Annotated in this window: 18 protein-coding genes and 1 pseudogene; 11 read left to right on the top strand and 8 right to left on the bottom strand. The window is 50.2% G+C overall.

The annotated features are described in order from the left end of the window. Positions 1-27 precede the first annotated feature (27 nt). The 9 genes from J7E85_RS14960 (at position 28) to J7E85_RS14920 (ending at position 9,352) form a co-directional block, all read left to right on the top strand. Positions 28-852: an undecaprenyl-diphosphate phosphatase gene (locus J7E85_RS14960; protein WP_251035729.1), complete on the top strand. Its 825-nt coding sequence runs from the start codon at positions 28-30 to the stop codon at positions 850-852. Between the two features lie 108 nt (positions 853-960). Continuing rightward, positions 961-2,046: an HD-GYP domain-containing protein gene (locus J7E85_RS14955; protein WP_215159041.1), complete on the top strand. Its 1,086-nt coding sequence runs from the start codon at positions 961-963 to the stop codon at positions 2,044-2,046. 29 nt (positions 2,047-2,075) lie between these two features. Beyond that, positions 2,076-4,337 (top strand): MMPL family transporter, encoded by a 2,262-nt coding sequence (locus J7E85_RS14950; RefSeq protein ID WP_215159039.1) that lies wholly within the window; start codon positions 2,076-2,078, stop codon positions 4,335-4,337. A gap of 138 nt (positions 4,338-4,475) precedes the next feature. Beyond that, positions 4,476-5,615 (top strand): radical SAM/CxCxxxxC motif protein YfkAB, encoded by a 1,140-nt coding sequence (gene yfkAB / locus J7E85_RS14945; protein WP_215159037.1) that lies wholly within the window; start codon positions 4,476-4,478, stop codon positions 5,613-5,615. 25 nt (positions 5,616-5,640) lie between these two features. Continuing rightward, a complete protein-coding gene (locus J7E85_RS14940; protein ID WP_215159030.1) occupies positions 5,641-6,966 on the top strand; it encodes a hemolysin family protein in 1,326 nt (441 codons plus the stop codon). A gap of 34 nt (positions 6,967-7,000) precedes the next feature. Beyond that, entirely contained in the window at positions 7,001-8,032 is a 1,032-nt protein-coding gene (gene ytvI, locus J7E85_RS14935) for a sporulation integral membrane protein YtvI (RefSeq protein ID WP_215159027.1), read from the top strand. Between the two features lie 150 nt (positions 8,033-8,182). After that, positions 8,183-8,404 carry a spore coat associated protein CotJA gene (locus tag J7E85_RS14930; protein WP_213643601.1) on the top strand — a complete coding sequence of 74 codons (222 nt, stop codon included), beginning with the start codon at positions 8,183-8,185 and terminating at the stop codon, positions 8,402-8,404. Positions 8,405-8,410: 6 nt separating this feature from the next. Beyond that, on the top strand, positions 8,411-8,686 hold the full coding sequence (locus J7E85_RS14925) for a spore coat protein CotJB (RefSeq protein WP_353049502.1): 276 nt from the start codon (positions 8,411-8,413) through the stop codon (positions 8,684-8,686). Positions 8,687-8,782: 96 nt separating this feature from the next. After that, the gene (locus J7E85_RS14920) at positions 8,783-9,352 is read left to right on the top strand and encodes a manganese catalase family protein (RefSeq protein WP_215159355.1); all 570 of its coding nucleotides are present in this window, start codon (positions 8,783-8,785) and stop codon (positions 9,350-9,352) included. A gap of 107 nt (positions 9,353-9,459) precedes the next feature. On the opposite strand, the gene J7E85_RS14915 is transcribed toward J7E85_RS14920, so the two are convergent. Next, positions 9,460-10,302: a HAMP domain-containing sensor histidine kinase gene (locus J7E85_RS14915; RefSeq protein ID WP_353049501.1), complete on the bottom strand. Its 843-nt coding sequence runs from the start codon at positions 10,300-10,302 to the stop codon at positions 9,460-9,462. Between the two features lie 34 nt (positions 10,303-10,336). Next, positions 10,337-10,632: pseudogene (locus J7E85_RS34050) on the bottom strand (response regulator); the annotation flags it as partial. Between the two features lie 155 nt (positions 10,633-10,787). On the opposite strand from J7E85_RS34050, the gene J7E85_RS14905 reads away from it, so the two are divergent. Continuing rightward, positions 10,788-11,210, top strand: a complete 423-nt coding sequence (locus J7E85_RS14905) for a DUF6220 domain-containing protein (protein ID WP_251035728.1) — start codon at positions 10,788-10,790, stop codon at positions 11,208-11,210. A 28-nt stretch (positions 11,211-11,238) separates the two neighbouring features. On the opposite strand, the gene J7E85_RS14900 is transcribed toward J7E85_RS14905, so the two are convergent. Then, positions 11,239-11,499, bottom strand: coding sequence for a hypothetical protein (locus tag J7E85_RS14900; RefSeq protein ID WP_215159025.1), 261 nt, complete (start codon positions 11,497-11,499; stop codon positions 11,239-11,241). A 193-nt stretch (positions 11,500-11,692) separates the two neighbouring features. Here J7E85_RS14900 and J7E85_RS14895 point away from each other — a divergent pair, with 193 nt between their 5' ends. Continuing rightward, the gene (locus J7E85_RS14895; protein WP_215159022.1) at positions 11,693-12,379 is read left to right on the top strand and encodes an HAD family hydrolase; all 687 of its coding nucleotides are present in this window, start codon (positions 11,693-11,695) and stop codon (positions 12,377-12,379) included. Between the two features lie 104 nt (positions 12,380-12,483). Here J7E85_RS14895 and J7E85_RS14890 read toward each other — a convergent pair whose 3' ends face one another. The 5 genes from J7E85_RS14890 to J7E85_RS14870 are packed head-to-tail and all read right to left on the bottom strand — an operon-like array spanning position 12,484 to position 17,783. Then, positions 12,484-13,599: a YheC/YheD family endospore coat-associated protein gene (locus J7E85_RS14890; RefSeq protein WP_215159020.1), complete on the bottom strand. Its 1,116-nt coding sequence runs from the start codon at positions 13,597-13,599 to the stop codon at positions 12,484-12,486. Then, entirely contained in the window at positions 13,581-14,120 is a 540-nt protein-coding gene (locus J7E85_RS14885; protein WP_215159018.1) for a GNAT family N-acetyltransferase, read from the bottom strand. Before J7E85_RS14885 ends, J7E85_RS14890 begins: the two co-directional genes overlap by 19 nt. 53 nt (positions 14,121-14,173) lie before the next feature. After that, entirely contained in the window at positions 14,174-15,280 is a 1,107-nt protein-coding gene (locus tag J7E85_RS14880) for a YheC/YheD family endospore coat-associated protein (RefSeq protein WP_215159016.1), read from the bottom strand. Beyond that, positions 15,277-16,650 carry a YheC/YheD family endospore coat-associated protein gene (locus J7E85_RS14875; protein WP_215159014.1) on the bottom strand — a complete coding sequence of 458 codons (1,374 nt, stop codon included), beginning with the start codon at positions 16,648-16,650 and terminating at the stop codon, positions 15,277-15,279. Before J7E85_RS14875 ends, J7E85_RS14880 begins: the two co-directional genes overlap by 4 nt. Continuing rightward, a complete protein-coding gene (locus J7E85_RS14870; protein ID WP_215159012.1) occupies positions 16,647-17,783 on the bottom strand; it encodes a YheC/YheD family endospore coat-associated protein in 1,137 nt (378 codons plus the stop codon). Before J7E85_RS14870 ends, J7E85_RS14875 begins: the two co-directional genes overlap by 4 nt. Between the last annotated feature and the right edge of the window lie 10 nt (positions 17,784-17,793).

The following is a 17,793-nucleotide window of genomic DNA, read 5'->3' as shown; positions in this document are numbered from 1 at the left end:
AGGACAAAGGTAAGGAGGGGAAGGATCATGGATTTTATCACATCCATTATACTGGGGATTGTGGAAGGACTGACCGAATTCATCCCGGTGTCTTCCACAGGCCATATGATCTTGACGGCTAAGGTGCTCGGTTACGACGATCAAACTCCGATCATGAAGACGTTTGAGGTTGTTATTCAGCTTGGCGCTATTATGGCGATCGCGATTGTTTATTGGAATCGGATTTTGAACCTGCTCGGCTGGAGCCGAAGTGAACCATTGACCAAGAAGATGCCTCGAAGACGATTGAATTTGATTCATATCTTTTTGGGGATTGCGCCGGCCCTGCTGGTTGCTTTTTTTGCGAGGGATTTCATCAAGAGCCTGTTCCATGCACAGACGGTGTTGTTTGCCCTCGTTGCCGGTGGTATTTTTATGATTTTTGCAGAATGGTACAATAAACATAAAGTTCAAGTGACATCGCATGATTTGGATGACTTGACATATAAACAGGCCTTTCAGATTGGCGTCTACCAGATCATATCCGTATTATGGCCGGGCTTTTCCCGTTCGGGATCCACCATCTCCGGGGGGATGCTTAGCGGTGTGAGCTATAAGGCATCGGCCGACTTCTCGTTTATTATCGCAATTCCCATTATGTGTGCTGCATCCGGATATGAATTGCTGGATTCTTATCGATATTTTACTTTAGATACGACCGGTGTATTTCTTGCCGGATTTATCGTTTCGTTTGTTGTCGCTTATTTTGTCGTCTTGGCCTTCATGAAGCTCATACAGAAGATAAGGCTTACTCATTTTGCGATCTACCGTTTTGTTCTCGCTGCCGTTTTTTGGCTGTTTATCATGCATTAAGCAGGAGGAGACACAAGGAGGAGATCCGGCTTCTTCGTATCGTGACCCACTGAAGACTAGACGCTATATCCCACACAAGTTTGAGAATAGCAGAGGAAGTGACGGATTTTGCGTCTTATACCTATCAACGCGTTGAGGCCGGGGATGGTTCTTGGTAAAAGAATATATAATAGCGATGGTTTAATCCTGCTTGCCGAAGGCGTGGAACTGACAACAGGGCTGATCCGCCGTCTGGGCACGTTGGAACTCGGGTATGTCTATATCGAGGAACCGATGACAGAGGATATCGTGGTTCCGGAGTTGTTGACCGAGGAAACTCGGCTGCACGCGATCCAGTCAATTCGGACGAGCTTCAAGACCCTGGAGAGCCAGGCTGCTCTCAAGGGAAGCTTCCTTCATTTAGGCAAAACGTTCTCTGGAATGATGGAGTCTATTATGGATGAAATATCGGATCATGACGAGTGCATGGTGCTGCTGACCGATATGAATACGAACGATTACAACTTGTATCGTCATTCTCTTAACGTATGTCTGTATTCAACGGTTCTTGGTGTGTCTTACGGGTATAGTCGGCAGGATCTGAAGGTGCTGGGCTTGGGGGCATTGCTTCACGATATCGGCAAGACGAGGATATCCCAGGTGCTGCTGAATCATCCAGGACGTCTGAGTGAAGAAGAATTTCGCGAGGTTCAGAAGCATACCGAGATCGGGTTCAAAATATTGAAAGATGAACCCAACATTCCGCTGTTATCAGCGCATTGCGCCTTGTCACATCATGAGCGCCTGGATGGCAGCGGTTATCCCAGAGCCTTGAAGGGACCTGAGATCCATGAATACGCCAAATGGATTGCGATTACGGATTCTTACGACGCGATGACAACACAGCGGGTGTACAAGCCTGCCTTGTTGCCGCATCAAGCGGTAGAGGTGATGTATGCAGGCTCGGGAACACTGTATGAACAGTCATTCCTGGCCATGTTTCGGGATCGGGTTGCGATATATCCTCCAGGAATCACCGTGAAATTGCATACGGGTGAGAGTGGAGTGGTATCCAAAATTCACGCACATGTGCCTCATCGCCCCGTTGTCCGCGTATTAACGGATGCCGAAGGCACCCCGCTATCTGCACCTTACGAATTGGATTTGTCGGAGACACTGGCGATTATGATCACTGGTATCGGACGAGCACCATAGATCAAACTTGACCTAAAGGAGGTTGACTCGTGAGACGTAACGGCCATACAACATTGCTGCATACATGGGGGCGACAGATTTACCGCTACCGTAAAGCCATTGTTGTGACCTGGCTTCTTTTGTTTTGCGGGCTGCTTCCGTTTGCATTCAAGCTACCGTCCATTCTGCAGCACAACGGGTTTACGCCGAAGGATAGTCCGGCCCAGATCGGGATTGAGAAGCTGGAAGAGGGACTAGGATTGTCGGCAGCCTCATTGGATGTTGTCGTAGTCAGTCAGCACAATGAGAATCTGACGGCAGGCACGGCGCAGAGGCGAATATTGACGGAGCTTGCGCCTTTGCGAGCCCGTCCCTATGTCAGGGATATTTATATGAATATGGCAGCTCATAAGGCAGGCCAAGATCATATCGTATCCGTGACGGTGCTGCTGGATCTGGATTCTACGGAAGCCTTAAAGCAGTTTGAAGAGATTCGAGATTCGGTTCCGGGCATCACGGGAGCGGATACTTACATAACAGGGAATACCGCCATCTTCGCCGACATGAACCAAGCCGTCAAAAGCGATATCATCCATGCCGAGATGGTAGGCATTCCCGCAGCTCTGCTCATCCTGGCGGTCGTATTCGGAACATTGACTGCCGCGATCCTGCCATTGTTAGCCGGTGTTGCCAGCGTGGTGGTCACGATGGGAATCCTGTATTTCGTCGCTTTAGCCGACGGTTCGATCAGCAATTTCCTTCCGAATGTTGTAACGATGCTGGGGCTGGCCGTGGGTATCGATTATGCTTTGCTGGTCGTAAGCCGCTTCAAAGAAGAGATGCGGGCACGGAGCGGAGATGTGGGGACTGCCCTGGCTGTCACTTGCGCGACCGCCGGCAAAGCGGTGATGTTCTCCGGTGCGGCTGTGTTGATTGGTTTCGTGGCGATGAGTTTTATAGACCTGCCGATCTTCCGTTCCTTCAGCATAGGCGGCATTACCGTCGTGCTGTTATCGGTGCTGGCCGGTAACACGCTTCTTCCCGCATTATTGGGAGTATTGGGCCCGCGTATAGAAACACTCCCTCTATTCCCTGCCGCATATCGGACGCTCCGAGCACGGCAGACCTCCGGTATGTGGAGAAAGCTCTCCAGATTTGTCATGGCGCATCCTGTGACCATCTCTATCGCAGCGATCGGTTTACTGTTGGTGGCGATTTATCCTGTTAGGCACTTGAATATCGCGATCCCCGCAGCCGAAGTGCTTCCCCCGGCCTATGAATCCCGTTATGGTCACGACCTGCTCATACAGGCTTATGACGAACGTGAATTGAATTCGATCGTTGTGGCGGTGGAGCTTCCGGCCTCTTATGAGGACTTTCGCAGCATCGAGCTAATGAAGGCATATACGGATGAAATCAGGATGATGCCGGGCGTGAAGCAGGTAGAGAGTTATCTGAGCATTGGCAGAGGTTCGGTAGCGGAAGCATCGAAGTATTTATCCCGCGAAGATATCCGCCAGCAGCTAGAGCAGCATCGTTTTGTAAGGGGGAATATGGCAGCCGTCGCCGTTATCCCTGAATATGGGGAATCCCATGCACTTACCATGCAGCTTGTCCGAGCGTTACGGACGATGGACACAAATGAGCTGACGACCTATGTCACCGGAAGCCCCGCGTACAAACTGGATATCATTGAAGTCATCCATCAGAATATCTCCTTCGTTCTGATCTTTGTATTTGTAGTTACGTATGTCATTCTCCTCCTGGCGTTTCGATCGATCGTACTCCCTTTAAAAGCAAGCATAATGAATATGCTCAGCCTGGGCGCCGGACTCGGTATCGTGGTGTGGGTATTTCAAGAGGGGATAGGCGCGCAGTGGCTGGGTGTTTCCTCTACGGGATCTATCTTTGCGCTTTTGCCAATTCTGATATTCTGCGTGGTGTTCGGCATATCGATGGACTATGAAGTCATGATGCTCTCGCGTATGATGGAGAACTATGAACGGACGGGGGACAACGAATTCAGCACAGCTGAAGGTCTGGAGAGCACGGGCGGACTGATTACAAGCGCTGCCCTAATCCTGGCCGTCGTTGTGGGTGCGTTTGTCTTTACGGATAATGAAGTGATGAAAGCGATCGGTTTAGGCCTGACAGCAGCCGTTCTGCTGGATGCTACCGTGATTCGGGTGCTGCTTGTGCCTGCGTTTATGAAGATGATGGGCAAAGCGAATTGGTGGAGTCCAAGATGGATGTTTCCGGCACACAAACTTACTACCGAGGAACGCTCAGACAAACATGGGGAAGCCGGATGATTCCCAGCCGAATCAAGCAGAAGCCTTCTGTTTGGGTATGTTATAATCATATAATGTACATTATCAAAGCCGTAGAGTACATAAAGCGTAAGTTGTACTGCATGAATCGGTAATTCAAAGAAATCAGGTGAGTGAACCATGAGTAATACAGCACAGCCATTTCCATCAGCCGTAAGGCCCATTTCGCCGAGTTATGATCCGTGGGATCCGATAACTTCACTGCGCGAGCATGGTCGCCATGTACTGACCAGTGTGGAAATGACAGTGACGCATCTTTGTAATATGCGCTGTGAGCATTGCGCTGTCGGTGATATGCTTGTCATGAAGGAAGCCCCGATGCTGCCTCTCGATACGATGCTGAAGCGACTGGACGAGGTAGAGCATCTACAGACGATTAGTCTGACGGGTGGAGAACCGGCATTTTTGGGCAAGACGGTGGACAACGTGATTGTTCCCTTGCTCAAGTATGCCAAGGAAAGGGGCATCCGGACCCAGATTAACTCCAATTTGACACTCGATATTAGTCGGTATGAGAAAATGCTGCCTTATCTGGACGTTATGCATATCTCATTCAATTATTTGAACGGGGATGACTTCTATGAGGTCGGATTTGCTAATAGCGCACGTTCTGTCTCCAAGGAGACGGCATACAAAATGTACGATACGATGCTGGTCAATTCGGAGAAGCTGAGTGCAGCGGGCATGTACATATCCGCTGAATCGATGATTAACTACCGGACGCATACGAAACTCAGCGGCATCCACAAGCTGATCAAGGATATGGGCTGCAAACGGCACGAGGTTCACCCGATGTATGCCTCAAACTTTGCTTCCGCTTTGCCCGTATTGTCCTTGAGTGATACGAAAGCTGCCATCCACCATTTGCTGGATGTCCGGGATCAGGACATGTGGATGCTGTTCGGAACGCTGCCCTTCTATGCCTGCAGTTCCGATGATCATGACCAAGAGATCATTCGCCGCCTGCGGCAAGAACCGAACGTAACAGTCCGGAATGATCCAGATGGCCGTAACCGGGTGAATGTGAATTTATTCTCGGGTGACGTGTATGTAACGGATTTTGCTGATATCCCGGCTTTTGGTAATATTAAGGAACAGAAGCTTGACGATATTTTTAACGAATGGACAACGGGACACCCGTTGAACCAAACGGTTAACTGTCACTGCGATGCAGTGAGCTGCTGTGGGCCGAACCTGTTGGTGGCTGACATGTACTACCGGGGTGTGGATTTCAAGTCAAGGCAAGCAAAGACAAACTAGAACTCTAGAAAGAAGGCGTGTCATCATGGCGGAGGAATTTGAGGTCGGGAAACTGATTTTGAATTTGCTCTTGGTTTTCCTGCTCGTTTTGTTGAACGGCGTGTTTGTAGCTGCCGAATTTTCACTGGTGAAAATGCGTCAATCCCGGTTGACCCAGCTCGTTAGCGAAGGGAACCGGCTGGCTGGCATTGCCCTGAAAGTAAATCAGAAGCTGGATGCGTATTTATCCGCAACTCAGCTTGGGATCACATTAACTTCCCTGGGTCTTGGCTGGATTGGGGAGCCTGCCATTTCAGAATTGCTGGTGGCTCCCATTATGCATAGCATTGGCTTTACGGATGAGCGATTGGTTAGCACGATATCGGTTGCGGTGGGATTCTGTATTATCACTTTCCTGCATATTGTGTTAGGGGAGCTTGCACCGAAGTCTTTGGCTATTCAGCGGACCGAGGGGACGGCTCTGATTCTGTCGGCGCCGCTGCTCTGGTTTTATCGCATTTTTCTGCCGGTGATCTGGGTTCTGAATGCTTCCGCTAATCGTATTCTGAAGATGGTCGGCATCGAGCCGGCAAGTGAGGCCGAAGCAGCCCACTCCGAGGAAGAGATTCGGATTCTGATGAACGAGAGCGCAAAGAGCGGTGTCATTGACGAGAACGAGATGAAATTAATGGACAACCTGTTCGATTTTTCTGACTTGAGAGCCAGAGAAATTATGCTGCCAAGGACGGACATGGACGTTCTTTTCACCAATTATACCTTGGAAGAGAATCTTCAGATCGTCAATGAGACGAAGCATTCCCGTTACCCGGTTGCAACGGACAACAAAGACCGCATTATCGGGTTTGTCCACATTACCGATCTCTTGCTGGCGGAGCCTGATAAGCAGCGTGATCTGGCTTCCTTGATGAGACCGATTATGGACGTATCGGAATCGGCGGAGATCAGCGAGGTGCTGCGGAAGATGCAGGCAAGACATGAGCAGCTTGCGCTCGTGGTTGACGAATATGGGGGGACAGCCGGTATTCTGACAGCTGAGAAGATTCTGGAAGAGATTGTTGGGGACCTGTACGATGAATTTGAAGATGAGCGGCCTGAAATTGAAATGTATGATGAGTACTTTTCGGTGGATGGGCGGATGCTCATTGAAGAAGTGAATGATTTGACCGGCTTGATGATTGAAGAGCATAACGTGGATTCCATTGGCGGTTGGTTATTCAAGGAGCTTGAAGGCAACCCGGCGGTCGGAAAGAAAACCACCTTTGACGGGGTGGTCTTTGAGGTAGAGGAGTCTACACGGTTGCGTGTAACTCGCGTCATGATTCATCAGAAGCTCGAGAGCAGCTTCACCTAGAACTAGCAAGACTCTATTTGTTAGGAAGTGGATTATGTCGATTAAGCAGCTCATATTTATCGGTCTCGGCCTCCTGTTGCTGTACGGAATGTTTACGGTTGGAGCTCCGTTCTTGTTGGCCATCGTGATTGCTATTGCATTGGAGCCGTTAAATCGGCTCTTAATGAAAAGACTTCGGTTGAATCGCATCGCTGCCGCAACGGTGACAAGCACGCTATTCCTTCTTTTGATGCTGCTGTTGGTCTATTTGATCGGTCTGCAGGTGTTTAACCAGCTCGTCGAATATTGGAGCCGGGCTCCGCAATATTTTGACGGGGCTAACGAATTCCTTCAGCATACGATTATTCAAGCGCAAGACATGCTGAACGGCATTTCGCCGGGGCTTGCCGACAGTCTTACCGAATTCATGTCGAATATTTCTTCCTATATACGGTCGCTTGTCAATTCGGTATCATCAACATTTTTGTCCTTTGCCAAAACGCTGCCGAACCTGTTCGTCACGTTCATTGTATTCTGTGTAGCGGTGTTCCTGTTCGCTTTCAGCCTCGATACGATGCGTGAGAAAGTGTTGTCGCTATTCGATGAGACATCACAGTCGCAGGTGAACGAAGTGCTGATCAGCCTGAAAAAATCAATTTTCGGCTTTTTGCGGGCACAGCTGATCCTCAGCCTGTTTACGTACGTGATTACGCTGCTCGGCTTGCTGGTATTAGGCGTTAACTATCCGCTGGCCATCGCCCTGCTTGTGACCATTGTCGACATTCTGCCGATTCTGGGTGTAGGTTCCGTCTTGATACCATGGTCCATCTACCTGCTTGCAGTAGGCGATATTTTTACAGGGGTTGGCTTGATCTTCATGTTCATTCTGATTACGGTAATCCGCCGCGTGCTGGAACCGAAGGTCATAGGGGATGCCGTCGGAATCGGCGCACTGCCTGCCCTGGTCAGCATGTATATCGGATTTAAACTGGTGGGTGTGATCGGATTTTTTATCGGCCCTTTGGTCGTTATTATCTATTCCGCTATGCGTAAAGCCGGCTTGTTCCAAATCAAAATTAAATTTTGAGGACAACTCAACGAGAACCCTTTTCCCGGAAATGTTCCAGGGGAGAGGGTTTTTTTGTCAATTTGCAGTTCATTTTCTGGGCGGAAGACATATGTTAAATACGAAGAGTCCTTGATAACGACGGATCGTAACGATAAGGAGGAATACCTTTTGAAGGAAAATCCAGAGGTGCGCGTATACCCGGTATTTCATTCGCCATTTGATCCATGCCCTCCCAAGCTCTACAGATCGTATGTGGTACCTGTTAACCAGTATGTGGTGTTTCAACCGGCAGGACTGCCGCAGTTCAGCCCTGCCGAGGCGCTGAGACACGGAACGTTATGGCCATCCTTGTACAGCCCGTATACCTCGCGAAAATTTAAAGGAGAGTGATCGGCGGTGAATGAAGCCAGACCCCAGGTTGGAGATCTGAAATATTACGAAATGCTGGAGCAACTGCAGGCATTGGATTTTGTCCTGGTGGAGCTGAATCTGTATTTGGACACCCATCCGGATGATCTCAAGAGCATTGAGCAGTTCAATAAACTGACGCAGGAAAGGACCGTGCTCGCGAAGCAATTTCAAGAGCTGTATGGGCCGCTGCAAAATTTTGGCCGTGCTTATTCCAGATATCCGTTTGAATGGGCCCAGGGGCCTTGGCCTTGGCAGGTTTAACGGTGACGGTGTTGGCAAGCGGGCTGCTGCTTTTTTCACCACATGCATGCAGCCCTCACGCAGAGGAAACGCGAGAACAAGGAGGCGGACGATCCCATGTGGGTATATGAAAAAAAGCTTCAGTATCCGGTACGCGTAAGTAAATGTGATCCAAGAATGGCGAAGTTCTTGACGGAGCAATACGGGGGAGCCGATGGGGAGCTCGCAGCAGCGCTCCGCTACTTGAATCAGCGGTATACCATTCCCGACAAGGTCATCGGATTGTTGAACGATATTGGAACAGAGGAATTTGCACACCTTGAGATGATCGCCACCATGGTGTTTAAATTGACGAAAGATGCAACGGTTTCGGAGATGGAGGCTGCCGGATTGGGTGCGCATTATGCCAATCATGATCATGCGCTGTATTATGAGAATGCCGCCGGGGTCCCTTGGACAGCAACCTATATTCAGGCAAAAGGCGATCCGATTGCGGATTTGTATGAGGACATTGCGGCTGAAGAGAAAGCACGCGCTACATATCAATGGCTCATCGACATGACGGATGATGTGGATTTGCAGGACAGTCTTAAGTTTTTGCGGGAACGTGAGATTATTCATTCCATCCGCTTTAGGGAAGCTGTAGAGATCATCAAGGAAGATCGGGCAACGAAAAAAATATTCTAAGGGAGAGGATATCGTTTCGACATCTGAATGAATAAAACAATGACAGGCCCGGTCGATATCTGTCCGGGCCTGTCATTGTTTAGGTTAGATAGGAGTTATGGGGGCTATTATATCCCGTGCGGCTGCTGATCCGAGTCATGATAGGGCAGCCGGACCGTAAATGTAGTTCCTTGCCCCTGCTGGCTCTCTGCTTGAATCGTGCCACCATGAGATATGATAAATTCCTTGGCAATCGCCAGACCCAATCCCATGCCGCCTTGATGCCGCGCACGTGCTTCATCCGTGCGGTAGAAGCGGTCAAAGAGATAGGGAAGATGCTCCTCCTCAATCCCTGGACCTGTATCCCGAATATCAATTCGAAGCATGCTGGAAGCGTGCTCTTCTTGTAACGTGGTGTGGACAAGCCCGCCTTGGGGTGTATACCGAACCGCGTTGATGAATAAATTCAGAAACGCCTGTGTGATTCGGCTTGGATCCACAGGAACGGAAGTGTGCTCCGTAGCGCTCGTCAAACGCAGGGCCAAGTTCTTGGCATCGGCATCTGGCTCGATGCGCTCCTGAATCTGACCCAGAAGATCCAGCATGTCCGTGGGTTTCCGAACCAGCGGCAGCTGCTTCGCTTCGGCCAGAGATAGTTGATGGAGGTCGCCCACGAGACGGGTTAAGCGAATCAACTCATCCTGGATGGGAAGCAATAGTTCCGGCTGGATCGGTTGCCTGCTCTGTTGAAGCAGATCCAGCTTGCCTCTGACGATAGTCAGCGGTGTTCGAAGTTCGTGCGCGACATCAGCCACCAGATTGCGGCGGACCGTCTCGGACTGCTCGAGCCTGGAAGACATTCCGTTGAAAGCAACCGCGACCCTCCCGTATTCATCCTCCGAGGTGACGGGAGCCTGAACACCGTACTCGCCTTGACCGAGTCGTTCGATGGCCGGTATGAGTTTGCGCAAGGGCGCGGTCAGCCTCCGCGATACCCAGTAGGCGGTAATCATCCGCCCCTACCTCAAGCCCGATTAGTTTATCTGTCTCCTCAATCCTTGCAGTAACCATAATGATGCCGACACGGCTTGATTTTCTGAGCTCGCGGCATACCTCAATGCCGCTTAATTCAGGCAGCATCCAATCGAGTATGACCAGGGAAGGCTTGAAATCCCTCGCTTTGGCCAAAGCCTCCGTACCTGTCGCAGCGGTAATAATCTGAAATCCTTCTTGCCTGAGGAATGACTCCATAAATTCAATGACTTTGCATTCATCGTTACAAGAAGCAAGGTATGTGCCATGCTGAATCCTGCCTTTCTTTTGATTCGTTAGGTTTAACCCTAAATCCACCCCATTATATACGGTTTTCAGCCGCGAATGGAAAATTTCACGGAATCCGCAAGCCATCATCACAAGATCACAACATTTCGGTGATAGGATGGTATCCGTAACGATCATGAAACAAGAGAGGGGTATCGAGATGAATCAACAAGCTTCATCTGTCAGAAAAACACCGCTCGTCGGTTGGATTTCACTAGGGCTGGCCTGGATTTTTGTTGTTTGTATTGCCATTCAGACGCTATTTGCCGGTATGGCGCTGTTTCACGATGGATCGATGTGGAGAAGCCATACTCTATTTGTTCATTTTTTTGAAATTGTGCCGATGCTTATGCTGCTTTCGGGTTTTGCAGGCAAGCTGCCCGCCAAGTATAAATGGAGCTCGTTGGTCATGTTGTTATTGGTCCTCAGCCAGTATTTCACGGCCAATTTCCCTGGTGCGGGTGCATGGCATCCGGTTATTGCCATCGGATTGTTCTGGCTCGCGGTGGATACGGCGCGCTCCGTACCGCCGTCCTATCGACAGGGACAGGAGGGGTAGATTGAAATGAAAGGCCTTGCGGTATTGGTTATGGCTTTAATCGGAGGATGTAGAACAGAATGGGGATCATCATTCCCATGGACAGCAGGAGCCATACGAGCGGCGTCCGGATCATCTCTTTAACAACTACGATCGGACTGCGGACATACCGTTCTTTCTTAAGGCGGCTCACCATCCGCTTGAGAATGACAGCTTGTTCATGGGGATCATAGCGGCTCAGCTCAGCCAATAGCTCGGCTTCCAACTGCCCAATTGGCGGTGCAGTATCAGACTCCTTTATTCCAGGCATGTAAATCCCCCTCATCGTAGTACGTGTTATATGTATAACAACTTAAAGCACTCCTGGTCACGCATATTTTATAGGCGGAAGATCAAAAGTAAATGAGGAGATGGGGTTTGCAGATGTGATATGGTTCCTATATGATGAGGAAAGATTAGACTAGAATCAGATTATATGGATTGAAGGGAAGGGAAGGACCAAATTGGAAAATACAGCAACGTTGATTAAGCCGGAAGCGATGATATTTGACATGGATGGAACGCTGTTTCAGACGGAGACCCTGCTGCTGCCCGCCTATCACAAATTGTTCGACATTTTACGTGAAGAGGGGCATTATGAAGGAGAAACGCCGGATGAGGAGCTCATGCTTGGATGTCTGGGCATGCTGCTCGAAGACATTTGGAAGATTGTCATGCCAAATGGAACGCCAGCAGCCCATCGCCGTGCAGACGAGCTGCTGCTGCAGCTGGAGCTCGAAGGCTTAAACAATGAAGCAGCCGTATTGTATCCAGAAGTGAAGGAGACGCTGGAGGAGCTTCATCGGCGCGGCGTCCGATTGTTTGTTGCCAGCAACGGCCTGGAGCATTACGTGAAAGGCATAGCCGAAGCGAGAGGGATCATGTCGCTCTTTGAAGGCGTCTACAGTGCCGGAGAGCATGGAACGGCTTCCAAGGTGGATTTGGTAAGACTGCTGCTGGATGAACATGATATCCGGGACGCCTGGATGGTAGGGGACCGGTCATCGGATGTGGAGGCAGGCAAAGAGAACGGACAAACCGTCATTGGCTGCCACTATGCAGGCTTTGGCGGGGAGCAGGAGCTGAAGGGATCAGACGTCGTTATTCATTCTTTTTCAGACCTGCTGAAGCTTCATAATCAAGCCGAGTAGATCGATAGGAGTCACAAAGGCTGTTCCCAAGGGTATCAATCAACCTCTTGGAAACAGCCTTTGTGCATTTTCTAATTCTAAAATACGGTTTCGTATGATTTATCTTAAGCATTTTTCGCGGATTTTTTTTGACTGTATACCCACATTGCATATTCTAAAGGTTTCACCATGGATTCACGGTAGGCAGCCATATCGCCGATTTGTGAGAAGACTTCCCTTGATGGCTTAGGATTCACCTCGAGGAGAAGAACTCTTCCGGTTTTGTCCACGGCCAGATCCAGGGCAAGCTCGCACAAACCTCCATACTGTCCGTCAAGAAATTGGGCTACATCCACGCCGAGGGAATCGGCTTCCTCGCGGATGCTGGCGCGCTTTACCGGATCTGTGATCCATCTACTTAATAATTCTTCCATCATGGTCGCGATTCCGCCGCCATGCAGGTTGGAGGTAACGCTCTTCGGCGCCCCGACGCGTCCCACGCAACCAGTCACCTGCCATTGACCGGATCCATCTTTCTGTACGAGCATTCGGTAGTCATGCACTCTTCCGTCGGTCAGCTCCAGCTGTATCCCCTCTTGAACCAGATATCGATCTTTATTGCCCCAGCCCGACAGATATTGCGCCAAATGGCCTGAAGGCATTCGTTTCGGTTTAATAATACTCCGATTAGAATTGCGCCCCCGGATTTCATACGTGCCCGCAACCCCCGGGACCTTCGTAATCCGCAGAATTCCGCGTCCGCCCGTTCCGTTGATCGGTTTAAAATAGACGGTAGGATGAACATTTAGCATCCGGTGGATGTCACCTGTGCTTGTTACGATCCGAGTATCCGGCAGATGGGGCCGGAAGCGTTTCTTGGTGGACAATACTTGATGAATCGTCCATTTGTTGCGTAAAGGTCTGTTCAGAAACAATAAATGCCGATAGCGGGAACGAAATCGCAGCAGCTGTTGAAAGCGGGGGCTCTTTTGAATGCGGCAGCGATCAAAGATCATATTGGGAAACGAGCGCCATCGCCGGCTCCATCTCCGATGATCTGGATCGTATTCCATGGCGTTGATTAGGCCTTGGGTACTGTTGACGTCGGCAGGAGTGAAGACGTAAACGTCGAGCCCCATCGCTTTTCCTTCCCTGATCATATGCTCGTAGATATGCCGCTCCTCCAGCGTTTTTCGTTCATCCAAGTATAACGTCATAATACCTAAGACGGGTTTTGACACAGAAATTCACCTTCTTGAATAGAGTCAGCACTAGATGTTGAACCACTTTGGAATGGGTGCAGGGGCAGGACTCCGCTCATAACGAGCGTAGGTTTGCTCGTCGGACCTTGCTCAAGAGCAATGGCCTTAAGCCCTGCATGAAAGCACATTTGCAAACTTGCGGAATGATCGGCGGCCACTTTGCATCGCAGCCGTCCAAATTTGGATAATTGTGAGCGGATCAGGGAAGAACCGATATGCCGGTTGCGGTATAGAGGGTGTACAGCAATCATACAGGCACCTTCTCCATAATCCGCCGCAAAGCATATCCCCACAGGTATGCGGCCGATATCGCTTCGAACCGTAGCCGCCATGATTGAGGTGCCGGGCTGCAGCAGCCCTTCATAGGATAGCGAGGCCAGACACTGGTAACCTTCGCGGGTTAGACGTTTGTTGCCGTACCGTCGGAAGAAATCGTTGCACTGCTGTCTGGCATGCGGCCATTCTTCCGGGCTTGAGAGAGAGAGACATGAGATTTCCACATGATCCCCTCCTTTCACATCTTCCTTAACGGTTGCTCTTGAGGATGCAAGGACTACCTTTGATTGATCAGGTATTCGGAATATTGAAAAATCCGCTCCAGTGATTTTTTCCGGATCGCGGGTTCGTCAAATTTCATGGGTCTTGAATTGGCTTCGAAGAACCAAAGGACGCCCTCGTTATCAATTCCGAGGTCCATGGACATTTCGCCATGGATTTGACCAGAGCTCTTCTCAATCTGCCGTGCCATATGCACGGCTGCTTTTTTAACTTCGCTAAGGATGGCGTTGGACCGTTCCTGACCGAATACAATCGGAAGCAGCTTCTCTGGATCCTCAATCGTTCCTCCGCGAGGAACATGCGTGGTTATGCTCTTGGCGCCTGCCATTCGAGCTCCAATTCCTGTAACTGCCCAGAAACCGTATTCGTTCTTCTGCACAAGTATACGGAGGTCGAAGGCGCGACCGTGGACCTGGGCCAGCTCGATTCCCTGCTGGATCAGGTATGAGCTTCCTTTAGTCTCTTGATAAACCCGGTTCCAAAGCCGCTCCAAGGAGGCTGCTTTGTATGTGGTGCTGTTTTTGTTATTCTGTATCTGTATGCGGTAGGGGAGCGATTTGTTTTTCTGATACCTTAGCCTCATGATTCCTTGCCCGGCTTTGCCGTCCTCGGGTTTAAGATACAGGTAAGGCTTCCGCTTCATCATTTCATATAAAGTAGGGTAACCTTTCAAACGTTTTGTCAAAGGAGCCCATTTTTTAGTTAACCGGGATTTGTTCAGCCAAGCAAACAGCCGCCATTTATTGAAAAAGTGTGGATTATAGATATCGATATGGGGATGATCTTGGCATTCCTTGATTTTGCGGCGAACCCAGGGAAGAGCTTCATCCTCTCGGTAGGGGATCCGGTTATATATAACCTGGGGCAGAGGGCATAGCCTCTGCTCCCAGGAATGGTCGTTGTTCAGGATGTAGCCCTTGGCAGTACCCGTATCAAGCTTCAGATCACGTACAGTCACTACGTAGACTATAAAGCCCATATCTTTTCCCGTCTTGATGATTTCCTGAAAGTTTTGCCGGTTGCCCCTGAACATCGTATGCGTATCGTGCATGGTCAGGATGGCTACAACCGGTCTTCCATCACTCTCCACTCGGTTGATCACAAATCATTCCCCCTGTGGAAGCCGCTGAGATACATACTGTGTTCAAAAATATGCTCGACCGATGCTTTTCCTTCCCCTTTAAGGGAAGGGTGGTTGAATATCGATCGGCCCGGCTTCGAATTCGCTTCAAACATCCATATTCTCTCGTTGTCATCTATTCCGATATCGAACCCGATTTCTCCTAACAGATGCGGATGATGATTCTCGATGGCTTCCGACATCGCGATGGCAGCGTCCTTGGCACGCTCCAGCACATCTTTCGCTTTGGAGCCGAAGGCCCGGCTGAGCGCATGCTCCGGCGTCATCAAGGAGCCCCCGTTCTTGATATGCGTCGTGACGCTGCCCCTTCCGGCCTTTTTCGCACCGATACCAACCACGGACCAGCGGTTTTTGCTGTTCTTATGCATGTGGAATCTGAAGTCGATGGGGCAGTTGTCGATTTCAATGAGGCGGATTCCCTGCTGGATGACATAGTTCCGCAGCCTGGAGCCGTGTTTCGCCTGAAGCATGCGCATCAGACTATTAAAGTTCGGGAACTTGAGGAGGGTGTTGCCCCCGTTTCCATGATAACGCGCGAAGTATCCTTTTTTGGGAAGATAGGTTAACCGGTAAATCCCGAGGCCTAAACTCCCGGCTGAGGGCTTATAATACACGAAGTTGTGACGCTCCATCATATCCTTAATCCGCTCGGGACTAGGATTATTATACGTTTCCGGCAAATATTTGCCTGCCTGCACATCGCCGTCCAGTTGTGAGTACACATCGGATTTATTGAAGAAGGCCCAGTTGAAAAATTTGATGTTGCGCTTCAGAAACCGATCTCTCAGTTGATTGGTAAAAGGGGAGAAGTCGGTTTTCCGGCTAGGCAGACGATTATAGACGACATTAGGGAGCGGAACGGTTTTGCGGACAAAACCGCCGCCGGAACCGAGCATATAGGCATGAACGGTTTCGCGCTGCCAGTTGATATCCCGGGGGGCAAAGGCATATACGAACATTTTTTTGTTGCCCTCACGAAGGAGCTGCCGAATATACGAGGTTCGGGCTCCAAAAGGGCTGGATGGATTATGCGGTCCGTCGGAAAGAACCCCAACCACGGGCCCCAGCTCGATTTCTCCCTCACGGGGGGAATGGATATGGACAGGGCCCTGTCTGGGAACGTGAATACCGTTTCTAACACCGTTGCTTAAATAGATGTGTTTCCCCGATCGCTCAATCGGTTTCACAGCAGCGGACACCGTATTGGTACCGATGCGAAGCTTAATCGATTTCCTGCTCGATAGCCCCAGGCTCTTTAGAAGCGAACCGGATAAAAAGACGACTTTTTCGGGCTGCTGCGAGAAATGAATATTTCCGAAATTCAAACTCATGTATTTACCCTCCTAAGTTGTCGAAGCAATAAATAACGGGCGTATTGAATCGGATGTTCGACGGACAGCCGGGCTGCGTGACCATCTCCCGTTAGTGTAAATGCGCGGCGGCCCGGTTTGGAGTTGACCTCCAGAATCCAGATCCGTCCCTTTGTATCCACGCCAAAATCGATTCCCAGCTCGCCAAGTCGGCCGAATCCTTCTTCGAGCAAAGATGGAAGCTGAACGGACAGATCCCGGATGTTCTGAATGATCTTCATAGCCTGTTCTTCTCCGAAATCAGTCGTTAGATAGGGAAGGGCTGGAAATGCCGTACCTCCCCCGTGTAGGTTCGAGGTCAGCCCTTGGCTTACGCCTTGCCGTGCGGCGATTCCTGTGATGGACCATATGCCGCGATCATTCTTTTGAACCAATGACCGAATATCAAACGGGTCCCCGTTACGGTTGCAAAGCTCCAGGTAGGGTTGAATGATAAACCGGCGTCGGCCGGTAAAACGCCTCACCCATTCGTTCATCTCTTGTGCGGGAATGGTCTGCTGGAACATGCGATTGCTCCGATCCCTTCCTTGCAGTCTGACACGCTGTTGATCTGTCAGAGCGAGGTACAAAGTATGACGCCCTTGAGAGCCTCCGCTAGGCTTCATGAAAAGTCTGCTGCCAAAAGACAGCAAAGCCCTGCTCAGTGTTTCGGCTCCCGTATAGTTTAAGGTTGCCGGCAGATAAGGCCTTAAGGCGGAGGAGCGCTTTAATACTTGATGCACTTTCTGCTTGCCGGGCAGACCTCGTGACCACAGCTTTGCGCCCTGCTGCAGCAGTTGGTTCAGACATTGCCCGGCAGCAGCCGTTTCCTCACCGTTTCGGTGCAGACATCGGTCATAGATGACGTCAGGAGGAGGAAAGGTCCCGATGGTCCAGCCATCTCCCGGATTGAATTGATATCCTTGTATCCTGTCTATGGAGCCTTCTGCACCAGCAGCAGGAGAGGCATCATCCGGACAAAAAACAAATACCTGCATGCCGAGTTCCTTGGCCTTCGAGCTTAGTTCACGGAGAAATTCCTTCTCGCTAAAGGGAGGGAAGCCCGGTTTGCGGCATACCATGACACCCAGGGTGCCTATCTTGTTTGAGGACATAGGGTTCTCC

Origin of the sequence: Paenibacillus sp. ISL-20 (genome assembly GCF_018613005.1) — a bacterium.
Taxonomy (GTDB): Bacteria; Bacillota; Bacilli; order Paenibacillales; family Paenibacillaceae; genus Paenibacillus_AQ.
Note: the sequence above shows the minus strand (reverse complement) of the source record. Positions and strands in the feature narration are given on the sequence as shown.